The sequence below is a fragment of the Ureibacillus sp. FSL W7-1570 genome (assembly GCF_038593265.1).
Classification (GTDB): Bacteria; Bacillota; Bacilli; order Bacillales_A; family Planococcaceae; genus Ureibacillus; species Ureibacillus suwonensis.
Genome location: NZ_CP151979.1, coordinates 2,425,001 through 2,437,513, shown reverse-complemented (window position 1 = coordinate 2,437,513; position 12,513 = coordinate 2,425,001). Strand labels below are relative to the sequence as shown.

The 12,513-nt window shown below is 41.2% G+C and carries 7 protein-coding genes, 2 rRNA genes and 1 other annotated feature (1 of these 10 running past the window's edge); of the genes, 1 reads left to right on the top strand and 8 read right to left on the bottom strand.

Annotation, left to right across the window (positions count from 1 at the left end; genetic code table 11):
• Positions 1 to 81: 81 nt before the first annotated feature.
• The 3 genes from ltrA to pdxS all read right to left on the bottom strand — a co-directional run bounded on the left by ltrA (position 82) and on the right by pdxS (position 4,425).
• Complete coding sequence (gene ltrA / locus NST13_RS12205) at positions 82 to 1,344, bottom strand: group II intron reverse transcriptase/maturase (RefSeq protein WP_342581853.1); 1,263 nt, start codon at positions 1,342 to 1,344, stop codon at positions 82 to 84.
• Between the two features lie 590 nt (positions 1,345 to 1,934).
• Positions 1,935 to 3,218, bottom strand: a complete 1,284-nt coding sequence (gene serS, locus NST13_RS12200; protein ID WP_342580687.1) for a serine--tRNA ligase — start codon at positions 3,216 to 3,218, stop codon at positions 1,935 to 1,937.
• 53 nt (positions 3,219 to 3,271) lie between these two features.
• Positions 3,272 to 3,486, bottom strand: a binding site (T-box leader).
• An 81-nt stretch (positions 3,487 to 3,567) separates the two neighbouring features.
• The gene (gene pdxS / locus NST13_RS12195; protein WP_168412816.1) at positions 3,568 to 4,425 is read right to left on the bottom strand and encodes a pyridoxal 5'-phosphate synthase lyase subunit PdxS; all 858 of its coding nucleotides are present in this window, start codon (positions 4,423 to 4,425) and stop codon (positions 3,568 to 3,570) included.
• Between the two features lie 104 nt (positions 4,426 to 4,529).
• Here pdxS and NST13_RS12190 point away from each other — a divergent pair, with 104 nt between their 5' ends.
• Positions 4,530 to 5,948: a PLP-dependent aminotransferase family protein gene (locus NST13_RS12190; RefSeq protein WP_340709623.1), complete on the top strand. Its 1,419-nt coding sequence runs from the start codon at positions 4,530 to 4,532 to the stop codon at positions 5,946 to 5,948.
• Between the two features lie 76 nt (positions 5,949 to 6,024).
• Here the strand turns inward: NST13_RS12190 and NST13_RS12185 are convergent, their stop codons facing one another.
• The 5 genes from NST13_RS12185 to NST13_RS12165 all read right to left on the bottom strand — a co-directional run.
• Positions 6,025 to 6,480, bottom strand: coding sequence for a helix-turn-helix transcriptional regulator (locus NST13_RS12185; RefSeq protein WP_340709624.1), 456 nt, complete (start codon positions 6,478 to 6,480; stop codon positions 6,025 to 6,027).
• A gap of 254 nt (positions 6,481 to 6,734) precedes the next feature.
• On the bottom strand, positions 6,735 to 8,069 hold the full coding sequence (locus NST13_RS12180) for a serine hydrolase (RefSeq protein WP_342470742.1): 1,335 nt from the start codon (positions 8,067 to 8,069) through the stop codon (positions 6,735 to 6,737).
• A gap of 136 nt (positions 8,070 to 8,205) precedes the next feature.
• Positions 8,206 to 9,672, bottom strand: a complete 1,467-nt coding sequence (gene guaB, locus NST13_RS12175; RefSeq protein WP_342580686.1) for an IMP dehydrogenase — start codon at positions 9,670 to 9,672, stop codon at positions 8,206 to 8,208.
• Positions 9,673 to 10,427: 755 nt separating this feature from the next.
• Positions 10,428 to 10,543, bottom strand: a 5S ribosomal RNA gene (rrf, locus tag NST13_RS12170).
• 56 nt (positions 10,544 to 10,599) lie between these two features.
• Positions 10,600 to 12,513: ribosomal RNA gene (locus NST13_RS12165) — 23S ribosomal RNA — on the bottom strand; it runs 1,013 nt beyond the window's last position.

The following is a 12,513-nucleotide window of genomic DNA, read 5'->3' as shown; positions in this document are numbered from 1 at the left end:
ATTGATAATCGAGTAGGAGGGAGCGATTAACTCCCGTCCTCTCACACCACCGTACGTACGGTTCCGTATACGGCGGTTCAATTAAGATAATTGACGCAAGTTTTCATAACGAGCTTCAAGACTTTCCAACCCTTGGTTTCTCCAATAGGAGTTACCAAGGGTTCTGTGTAATATTGGACTATTTGAAATACGCCAATAACTCTTCCGAGTATTTCCCCATTCATACGCTTGCCATTGTGGTACGCCAAGCTGAATAAGGTTGCGTGTCTTTGTTTTCGGTTTCTTCCAGTTCTTCCATAGACACATTCGAAGTCTTCTACGAATCCATTTATCTAATTCAAGGAATATAGATTTGGTGTCTGCTAACGCAAAATATCCACACCATCCCACTAGATATTGATTCAGTTTCTGAATGCGGTATTCCATCGGGTAGGGCATCTTGCGTGATGTGATTTCACGAACTTTATTCTTCATTCGTTTAAGGCTTTCTTTTGCGATACGAACCTTTGGCTCTTTATGATAGGTAAAGCTAAATCCTAGAAACTTACGTTTCCATGGACGGTCGACCGCTGATTTCTTTTCATTTACTTTCAGTCGTAGTTTTCCTTCAATGAATCGTTGAATGCTTGCCATTGTGCGAAGTCCTGCTCGTTTACTTTTCACGTAAATGTTACAGTCATCCGCATATCGAACGAATTTGTGTCCTCTTCTTTCCAATTCTTTATCTAGTTCATCTAGTACAATGTTAGATAGTAGCGGACTTAATGGTCCTCCTTGTGGAGTTCCTTCTAATGTGCTTGACACCACACCATTAATCATGACTCCCGATTGTAAATACTTACGAATCAATTTCAGTAATGGTTTATCTTGGATTCTCTTCGCGAGTGTACCCATTAATCTGTCATGGTTGACCTTATCAAAGAATTTCTCCAAGTCCATATCTACAACCCATCGATGTCCATCTCTTATATATTCTTTCGCTTTCCTCACCGCATCATGGGCACTTCGGTTTGGTCTAAATCCGTAGCTGTTTTCAGAGAATGTAGGGTCATACACTTTTGAAAGTACTTGGGCGATTGCTTGTTGAATCAAACGGTCTGTTACGGTAGGGATTCCTAGTAAACGAACACCGCCGTCAGGTTTCGGGATTTCGACTCTGCGGACTGGCATTGGTTCATAAGTTCCCTTGAGAATTGCCTCCTTAATAGATAGCCAGTTTTCGACTATGTGCTGTCGTAGGTTTTGTACGGGCATCATATCTACTCCGTGGCTTCCTTTATTCTGTTCTACACGTTTTAGTGCTTGAAGCATGTTCTCCCGTGACAGGATTTGATTCAAAAGCATCGTTATTCTCCTTCCGTGAATAGCTGTTCTCTTTATGCCAGTGGTCACTCCACCCTCCAAGAGGTCCCCCACGGGATTCACCGCTTCCTTCCTCAAGTGAGGTACTACGTTTTCTGTGTTCATCATGACTCACTGAATGCCAAGGGCTATTCTCTCTTAATTGTTCGGTCCTTCTTAGTTGTTCTAGACCAACTAATACTATGACCTCTGCTGACTTCTGACGGTTCAGCTACTTATCACTAAGTAGGTTATGAAGCGTACTTCACCTATCCGCCAGACCTCCCCGGGTAAGTACATGCACTTTCACACCATCTATCCGCCTCATCTACTCGATATGACCTTCGACAGAAAGAGCTTTGTTTTGTTTTGCAAACTCACTCAATCATACCTAGCCTTATATGAGGTTCGTGTTCCTCGGACCGGTGTTTTGCCTCCAGCTTCCTTCAGATTCCGCGTCACCACGGACACCCTTGCTCTTGGCTAACCTCTACTTCTGTCTTCGGGGTTCGGGACTTACACCCTATAGTTCATGTACATGCCGGGCGCACAAAAAAAGAAGCATACCATATACCCGGTATGCTTCTTTTTCATTATTTGTTAGGAGTAATAACTTCTTTTCCACCCATATAAGGTCTTAATGCTTTTGGAATTACGACGCTTCCATCTTCTTGTTGATAATTTTCCAAAATGGCTGCAACTGTCCGGCCAATGGCTAGCCCTGAACCGTTCAATGTATGAACATATTCCGGTTTTGCCCCGTGTTCGCGGCGGAATCGGATATTGGCGCGTCTTGCTTGGAAGTCTTCAAAGTTAGAGCAAGATGAAATTTCGCGGTATTTATTTTGGGCCGGCATCCATACTTCCAAATCGTATTTTTTGGCAGCTGTAAAACCTAAGTCAGCTGTACACATTTTCACCCGTTGATAAGGAAGTTCCAATAATTGAAGCACTTTTTCCGCATGACTTGTCAACAATTCCAGCTGCTCATAAGATTCTTCCGGTTTGACAAAACGGACAAGCTCCACTTTATTGAATTGGTGCTGGCGAATCAATCCGCGCGTATCACGGCCTGCTGAACCTGCTTCAGAACGGAAACATGCACTATAGGCAGCAAAAGCTTTCGGCAACATATCGGCACTCAAAATTTCATCGCGGTAGAAGTTTGTCACAGGCACTTCTGCTGTTGGAATCATGAAATAATCCGTTTCCGCCAATTTAAATACGTCTTCTTCAAATTTTGGCAATTGTCCTGTTCCCAATAAACTGTCGCGGTTGACAATGACAGGAGGAAGCATTTCTTCATATCCATGTTCTTCCACATGCAAGTCCAGCATGAAATTTGCCAGTGCCCGTTCGAGTTTTGCACCTAAACCACGGTAGAATACAAAACGGCTTCCTGTTACTTTTGCCGCACGCTCAAAATCGATAATGCCCAAATCCGTTGCCAAATCCCAGTGAGGTTTCACTTCAAAATCAAACTTTGGCACGTCCCCCCAAGTGTATTCCACTACATTGTCGTCTTCGCTCTCACCAATCGGAACAGATTCATGAGGAAGGTTTGGAAGACGCATCATCATATCTTTGAACTTTTCTTCAATTTCTACGAGTTCCGCATCCAACTTTTTGATTTCTTCACCCACTTCACGCATGCGGGCAATCAAATCATCGGCATTTTCTTTATTGCGTTTCATGACAGCGATCTGCTCTGATACTTTGTTGCGTTCCGCTTTCAATTCTTCCGTTTTTGCAATCAGTTCACGACGTTTGGAATCAAGGGTTTCAAATTCATCAAAATTTCCTAAATCTTCGTTGCGTGTTAAAAGAATTTTTTTCACTTCTTCATAGTTTTCACGGACACGTCTAATATCTAGCATGTTTATTCCTCCAAACTTGAAAAATTATTCCATATAAAAAGCTCTCAATCCCATAAAGGGACGAGAGCTACCCGCGTTGCCACCCTAGTTGATTAAACAAAATGTTTAATCCTCTTATTTCATAACGGCTTTACAACCGACCCAATCCTACTAAACATTTCAGCTGGGCAACTCATGGATGGATTCACAAGGGTTTTTATCAGCTTCCACCAACCGCTGACTCTCTTAAAAAAACTGACTTGCTACTACTTCCAATCATCGCATTATCGTTAATCGATTTTAACCATAGCGTACTATATCCCGTTAAATTTTGCAAGAAAAGACTTTATTAACTTTATTTTGACAAATCTCATCTAACTTGCAAAAGTTCTTCTTTGGAAAGAGTAGCAATATCAATTCCTTTCATAGGATTACCTAAATCCTTTGAAAGTTCAGCTATAAGTGGGTAATCATTATAATTTTTTGTCGCTTCAACAATAGCTCTTGCAAACTTTTCTGGATTTTCCGATTTAAATATACCGGAACCAACAAACACTCCATCTGCTCCTAATTCCATCATTAATGCGGCATCGGCTGGTGTGGCAACCCCTCCTGCTGCATAATTTAATACAGGCAACCGTCCTCGTTCTTTAATTTGTAGCAACAACTCATAAGGAGCACCTAATTTTTTTGCTTCCACCATTAATTCATCTTGACTCATGTTAACAATTTGACGTACTTGGGCATTTACTTTTCGAATATGACGTACAGCTTCTACAATGTTTCCTGTACCTGCTTCACCTTTCGTACGCAACATGACTGCCCCTTCTCCAATTCTCCGCGCTGCTTCTCCTAAATCGCGACACCCACAAACAAAAGGTACGTTAAACTCCTTTTTTAACAAATGGAATTCATCATCCGCTGGTGTTAATACTTCACTTTCATCAATCATATCTACACCTATTGATTCTAAAATACGTGCCTCCACAATATGGCCAATTCTTACTTTTGCCATCACCGGAATGGATATGGCATTCTTTACTTCCTCAATAATGCGAAGATCAGCCATCCTAGCTACTCCGCCTTCTTTTCGTATATCTGATGGAACTTTTTCTAATGCCATTACCGCAACAGCACCTGCCGCTTCTGCAATTTTTGCTTGCTCAGCATTCACAACATCCATGATTACGCCGCCTCTGGGGATGTTAATTTCTTTAAAATTTTCCATATTATTACCTCCTATTATTTGTTGATTTTTAGTATAATGATTTTTGACAATATAAAAAGTTCCAAAATTATAAAAAGTTATATGGTCAGTTGGAGGTATATACGATGGACATGCTGATCTTCCAATTGGAAAAAGAAAATGCTAAACCTTTGTATGAACAACTCTACAGCGGCATAAAAAATGCAATTATTCAAAAACAAATTGAAGTAGGAACGAAATTGCCATCTAAGCGAAAATTAGCGGAGTTTTTAAATATTAGTCAAACTACCATTGAAATTGCATATTCTCAATTATTAGCGGAAGGATATATTACATCTATTCCCCGTGTAGGTTATTTTGTTGAAGAAATTGATGAACTGCCTTACGTAGAAAAAAAACAAACGACAATCGAAATTCCCCAAAAAGAACAAAAACAATATCGATATGATTTTCATCCTGGTAAAGTTGATGAAGAATCCTTCCCTTTTGTTGTATGGAGAAAGTATGTAAAAGATATATTTGATATTACTTCAAAAGAGTTGTTACAAATGGGTGAACCCCAAGGAGAAGTAGAGTTACGAAAGGAAATTGCCAATTATTTATTTCAATCGAGAGGTATCCATTGCAAACCTGAGCAAATCGTTATTAGCTCTGGAACTGAGCTTTTATTACCGATGATTTTGCGCTTATTTGAAGATGATTTCATATTAGCCCTTGAAAACCCTGGTTACTCAGCAATACCGAGAATTCATTTAAATAATAATGCCATTCCTATTTCTGTGGATGAGGAAGGTTTAGTAGTTGATGAACTTGAACAAACAAATGCTAATATCGTCTATATTACTCCATCACATCAATTCCCGACAGGGGCAGTGCTGTCAGCTACAAGAAGAACTCAACTGCTGAAATGGGCAAGCAAAGCACCTAATCGATATATTATTGAAGATGATTATGATAGTGAGTTTCGCTACATTGGCAAACCCATTCCAGCCCTACATGGTTTAGATCAAAATGATAAAGTGATTTATATGAGCACATTTACAAAATCATTGATGCCATCACTTAGGGTTGCTTATATGGTATTGCCTCATCATTTATTAATGAAATATAAAGAAATATTTAGTTATTACTCAGCAACGGTCCCACGTTTCGTTCAACACATATTAGCCAATTTTATGAAAGATGGTCATTTCTCTAAACATTTAAATCGCATGAGGAAAATTTATCGAAAAAAACATGATAAATTAAAACATACGCTAACTACTTTTTATCCTGATATAAAAATAACAGGAGACCAAGCTGGAATGCATGTGCTAATCTCGATTCCTAGCGGCAAAAATGTTGACCAACTGAAGCAAATTGCAAATCATCATGGCATCAACATTACTCCTGTAACCAATTATTTGTTAAAGCCCATTGAATATAAACATCCTACCTTCTTGCTTGGATTCGGAGGTATTCCTTTAAATCAAATAGAGGAAAGTATCCACCAATTGATGGAATGTTGGAACGTACAAAAAAATAAAAAACTCGCTAAACTATAGATGTCTTAGCGAGTTTTTTATATTAGTATATTATACATATATTTCCCATAAATATTTCCCAAGCAATATTTTTTCTTTAATCTGCATATTTCTTTTTTAATTGTTCTGAACCAGTTCCACCAATAATCATTAATACTAATGGTAAGAAATTTGAAATTACTTTAGGTAAACCATCGGGAATTGTTATATTCGTATAAAAAAATAAATTGGAACCTAGAATGATGATTTTAATGAGTATTAATAATACCCCTAGTAAAAATAAACTGTCAAAAAACGATTTTAATTTGGGGTGAGCTAATTTTTTACTATCTTGAATTACTTTTTCCTTCAAATCATTGTCACTCCTTAACATTTCATCTATTGTAATACCAAATAAATCGCTTAGTGCAATAATTACTTCAATACTTGGATAGTTCTTTCCAGTTTCCCATTTTGATACTGATTGACGACTGACATGAAGTTTATCTGCAAGATCTGCTTGTGTCCAACCTCGTTTTTCCCTTTCATTTTTTAATCGTTCACTAAATGTCATCGACGGCAACTCCTTTCTTATGTCAATATAAATTAAAAGTAGTATGAAGTAAAGAGAGCTATGGGCGCATGATGATGCAACGGATAGTTGCCATCGCCAAACGCCAATTATATACCATTTTATATAAAATTTACATTTAATTTCCAAAAGTATTAGAATATATATCAAAGAAAAAAGCTAAGAATCCACATCTAGTGGTTCCTAGCTTTCTTGAAATAAATTCTATTAGCGAAAAGTTTTAATTGCCTAATTTGTTATGAAAATAAGCCTCCTACAAAACCAGTAATGCCTCCCCAAAGATTACTGAAGAAATTACCGATTCCTTGGAAGAATAATGAGATAAATCCTGCTCGTTCAACATCGTCTGCTGTTACTACATCAACAGCCATTTCTTTACCATCGATAAAACCGTAATCAGAACCTTCTTTTCTTTCAATTACAACTTTCCCAACTACCGTCCCTTTTTCAACTTTCGCTTCAAGGGACTCTTTATCTAACACTAACTTTGGTTGATATAAATCTTTTTCTGATGTTTTTACAAGCATGGATAAAGGTTCTTTTACAGCAATTTTTACTTTATCTTCTTTTCCTTTAATGACTTTAATAGATTCTTTTCCTTTTTCAGAAAAGTCGGCTGGAATAATTTCTTGTTTTGCAAATTGGCTAAAACCATAATCGAACAATTTTGCTGTTGCATCAAAACGCGCTTTATATGAACCAACACCGTTTGAATCAACAGCATTCATTACAACTGAAATTAAACGTGTACCATTTCGTTCAGCAGTTCCTGTAAAACAGTATCCCGCTAAATTAGTTGTACCTGTTTTCAATCCATCGACACCTTGATATTGATATACCAACCCTGGCAACATGAAGTTCCAGTTTTCCATCTTAATGGCATCATCTGTACCTTCTCTGAACGTTTTTCTCGGAATGCTAGCAGTCTCTAAAACTTCAGGATAATCTTTCAGTAAATGATAGGCAAGTTTTGCAACTGAGCGAGCTGGCATTACGTTTTCATCTTCCGGACCTGTCCCAGCAGGATGCATGCCCATTAAATCAGCATTATTTAATCCTGTTGAATTGACAAATTTATAACCTTCAAGACCCAATTCTTTCGCTTTTTTATTCATTAATTTGACAAACTCTGTTTCCGTTCCAGCAACCATTTCGGCAATTGCCACTGTCGCCGCATTGGCAGAGTAGATTGCCATGGCTTCATATAATTCTCTTAATTTATAAGTTCCATCCGCTCTTAGTGGCACATTACTTAATGCGCGATTTTGTGACAATTTATACACATATTCTGAGACTTTATATTCCTGATCCCATGAAACTTTGCCATCTTTAATGGCATCTAATAGAATATACTCCGTCATCATTTTGGACATACTTGCAATTCCAAGGGGTGTGTCCGCATTTTGCTCATATAATATTTTCCCTGAATCTGCGTCAATTAATATGGCAGCTCCTACCGTCAATCCTAAATCTGTTTCAGCATTTGCTTGTGGCGTCGTTACAAACATGCTAAAAAGCAGAATAGGAATTAATAATAAGCCAATCAAAGATGTCTTCCTAGCTTTTTTCACAAAACGTACCTCCACTCATTATTATCATCTTCGCTCATTTTATCATAGATTACGTTCCCTGTGTGTGAAAGAACGATAAAAAACCACTCTTCCAACATCTACCTTGACGTTGAAAGAGTGGCCAGGTTTCATCCAATTATTGTAGAGAGTAGTTTGGAGCTTCTTTAGTAATTTGAACAGTGTGTGGATGGGATTCACGAAGACCGGCATTGGTAATGCGGACAAATTGAGAATACTCGCGCAAATGTTCCAAGTTTGGCGCGCCGCAGTATCCCATACCTGAACGAACTCCGCCGACCAATTGATGGATTGTATCAGCAAGAGGCCCTTTGTATGGTACACGTCCTTCAATACCTTCAGGCACCAATTTTTTTGCATCTTCTTGGAAATAACGATCTTTTGAACCTTGTTCCATCGCAGAAAGGGAACCCATACCGCGGTATACTTTGAAACGGCGTCCTTGGAAAATTTCTGTTTCCCCTGGTGATTCAGTTGTACCGGCAAGCAATGAACCAAGCATTACGGCATGTCCACCTGCTGCAAGAGCTTTTACGATATCACCGGAATATTTGATACCACCGTCGGCAATAATCGTTTTGCCATATTCACGGGCTACTGTAGCACAATCGTAAATGGCTGTAATTTGTGGTACACCTACACCTGCAACAACCCGAGTCGTACAGATGGATCCAGGGCCGATACCTACTTTTACCACATCCGCTCCAGCTTCATATAATGCACGAGTTGCTTCTGCAGTCGCCACGTTACCAGCGATAATTTCCAAATCCGGATACTCTTTGCGAATATTTTTTACAGTATCAATAACGCCTTGGGAATGACCGTGAGCCGTATCGATCACAATAATATCCACTTGCGCTTCCACTAATTTTTTCACACGGGCATACGTATCACTTGAAACGCCAACCGCCGCGCCAACAATCAATCGTCCGATGCTGTCTTTTGCTGCATTAGGGAACTCAATCACTTTTTCAATATCTTTTATTGTGATTAACCCTTTTAATTTTCCTTCTTCATCTACAATTGGAAGTTTTTCGATTTTATATTTTTGCAGGATTTTTTCTGCTTCTTCCAATGTCGTTCCTACAGGAGCTGTGATCAAATCTTCTTTTGTCATGACTTCTTCGATTCTCAATGAATAATCGGAAATGAAGCGCAAATCACGATTCGTAATAATTCCAACTAATTTTTGTTCTTCTTCATTATTTACAATTGGAACACCCGAAATGCGATATTTACCCATTAAATGTTCAGCATCAAATACCTGATGTTGAGGTGTTAAAAAGAAAGGATTGGTAATAACCCCATTTTCTGAACGCTTTACTTTTTCGACTTCTTCTGCCTGTTCTTCAATGGACATGTTTTTGTGGATGATTCCAAGCCCACCTTGACGTGCCATGGCGATTGCCATTTTTGACTCAGTGACTGTGTCCATTCCCGCACTAATAATCGGAATATTTAATTTGATTTTTGGCGTCAGTTGCACAGATATATCAACTTCTTTAGGCAATACTGTTGAATGCGCTGGTACTAACAATACATCGTCAAACGTTAAGCCTTCTTTGGCAAACTTCGTCTCCCACATTTCGATTATTCCTCCTAGTATAAACGAATATTATTAGTAAGATTAACAACATGTTTTCCCAGTGTCAAGAATCTGATAAATAGAAAAAGTATTCGGATTATTGAAAATTGTCTACATGTTTTTTCAAATGATGAAGTGTGTCAAACTAGCTTTATTTTGTTCTTTTTCACATTAATTATGAAAATTGCTATTGTTTGATCAAAAATGGCTTGTGAAAGTGGAGTTTTTATGTACTGTTGATTTCTGTTTTTTAGACTAAAACAGAATAGTTGTTTTTTTGGTGGGGGGATGGTGGGTACGAAACTTTCTTGATTTTCTTGTATCTTCTTAATACTTTTTATTTTTATTTAAATTCTGCCTCCATATAAAAATGAATAAACTTTCGGTCTTTCTTTGTAAAGATTTTTAGTTTTAATAAATAAAATGCAGAAAACTAAAATAGTAATTTTTATTAACTACGTCCCACTCTCGCAGGGGATTCCCCCAATTACCATCGGCGCGAACTACGAAGCACGTTGACCGGCTACTCTCGTCAGTTTCGGCGGTCCGGTGCTCACGTACCCGACGCTTGCGCTCCGTGCCGCCTCACTTCCTTGATCTTCTTGGTCCCCGTGCTTCTCGTCTACTACTAATGGTTCTTCTGCTTGACTCTTTTATTCCTGTTTCTGTATCGCGCCGAGCTGACCTCCGGTCTTTGGTAGTTGGGGGCTTATTTTGGGCAATAAAAAAACACCACTTTCGTGGTGTTTCTGCTTGCGAAGCGACGTCCTACTCTCGCAGGGGGAAGCCCCCAACTACCATCGGCGCTAAAGAGCTTAACTTCCGTGTTCGGTATGGGAACGGGTGTGACCTCTTTGCCATCATCACTTCACAAGGACTGAGAGGTTGTTCTCTCAAAACTGGATAACGGCATTGAAAGCTTTTCTTTTGGTTAAGTCCTCGATCGATTAGTATCCGTCAGCTCCACACGTCACCGTGCTTCCACCTCGGACCTATCTACCTCATCGTCTTTGAGGGATCTTACTTGCTTATGCAATGGGAAATCTCATCTTGAGGGGGGCTTCATGCTTAGATGCTTTCAGCACTTATCCCGTCCACACATAGCTACCCAGCTGTGCCTTTGGCAAGACAACTGGTACACCAGCGGTGTGTCCATCCCGGTCCTCTCGTACTAAGGACAGCTCCTCTCAAATTTCCTGCGCCCACGACGGATAGGGACCGAACTGTCTCACGACGTTCTGAACCCAGCTCGCGTACCGCTTTAATGGGCGAACAGCCCAACCCTTGGGACCGACTACAGCCCCAGGATGCGATGAGCCGACATCGAGGTGCCAAACCTCCCCGTCGATGTGGACTCTTGGGGGAGATAAGCCTGTTATCCCCGGGGTAGCTTTTATCCGTTGAGCGATGGCCCTTCCATGCGGAACCACCGGATCACTAAGCCCGTCTTTCGACCCTGCTCGACTTGTAGGTCTCGCAGTCAAGCTCCCTTATGCCTTTACACTCTGCGAATGATTTCCAACCATTCTGAGGGAACCTTTGGGCGCCTCCGTTACCTTTTGGGAGGCGACCGCCCCAGTCAAACTGTCCACCTGACACTGTCTCCCAAGCCGATCAGGCTTGCGGGTTAGAATTTCAGTACAACCAGGGTAGTATCCCAAGGGCGCCTCCAGGGAAGCTGGCGCTCCCCCTTCTACGGCTCCTACCTATCCTGTACAAGTTGCACCGAAATTCAATATCAGGTTACAGTAAAGCTCCACGGGGTCTTTCCGTCCTGTCGCGGGTAACCTGCATCTTCACAGGTACTATAATTTCACCGAGTCTCTCGTTGAGACAGTGCCCAGATCGTTACGCCTTTCGTGCGGGTCGGAACTTACCCGACAAGGAATTTCGCTACCTTAGGACCGTTATAGTTACGGCCGCCGTTTACTGGGGCTTCAATTCGGAGCTTCGCTTGCGCTAACTCCTCCTCTTAACCTTCCAGCACCGGGCAGGCGTCAGCCCCTATACGTCACCTTGCGGTTTTGCAGAGACCTGTGTTTTTGATAAACAGTCGCCTGGGCCTATTCACTGCGGCTCATCGGGGCTTGCACCCCAATGAGCACCCCTTCTCCCGAAGTTACGGGGTCATTTTGCCGAGTTCCTTAACGAGAGTTCTCTCGCTCACCTTAGGATTCTCTCCTCGACTACCTGTGTCGGTTTGCGGTACGGGCACCTCCCGCCTCGCTAGAGGCTTTTCTTGGCAGTGTGAAATCAGGAACTTCGCCTCCAAAGAGGCTCCCCATCACCGCTTGGCGTTACGGGAAGCGGATTTGCCTACTTCCCCGCCTTGCGGCTTGGACACGCGCGACCAACGGCGTGCTTTCCCTATCCTCCTGCGTCCCCCCATTGCTCAAACGGCGGGGAGGTGGTACAGGAATATCAACCTGTTGTCCATCGCCTACGCCTTTCGGCCTCGGCTTAGGTCCCGACTAACCCTGAGCGGACGAGCCTTCCTCAGGAAACCTTAGTCATTCGGTGGATGGGATTCTCACCCATCTTTCGCTACTCATACCGGCATTCTCACTTCTAAGCGCTCCACCAGTCCTTCCGGTCTGACTTCTGCGCACTTAGAACGCTCTCCTACCACTCGTGCGAAGCACGAATCCACAGCTTCGGTGAACCGTTTAGCCCCGATACATTTTCGGCGCAGCGTCACTCGACCAGTGAGCTATTACGCACTCTTTAAATGATGGCTGCTTCTAAGCCAACATCCTGGTTGTCTAAGCAACGCCACATCCTTTTCCACTTAACGGTTACTTTGGGACCTTAGCTGGTGGTCTGGGCTGTTTCCCTCTTGAC

Coding starts and splice junctions, on each gene's coding strand:
- NST13_RS12185 (WP_340709624.1), bottom strand. CDS start 6,480: ATGACATTTAGTGAACGATTAAAAAATGAAAGGGAAAAACGAGGTTGG.
- NST13_RS12190 (WP_340709623.1), top strand. CDS start 4,530: ATGGACATGCTGATCTTCCAATTGGAAAAAGAAAATGCTAAACCTTTG.
- serS (WP_342580687.1), bottom strand. CDS start 3,218: ATGCTAGATATTAGACGTGTCCGTGAAAACTATGAAGAAGTGAAAAAA.
- guaB (WP_342580686.1), bottom strand. CDS start 9,672: ATGTGGGAGACGAAGTTTGCCAAAGAAGGCTTAACGTTTGACGATGTA.
- pdxS (WP_168412816.1), bottom strand. CDS start 4,425: ATGGAAAATTTTAAAGAAATTAACATCCCCAGAGGCGGCGTAATCATG.
- ltrA (WP_342581853.1), bottom strand. CDS start 1,344: ATGCTTTTGAATCAAATCCTGTCACGGGAGAACATGCTTCAAGCACTA.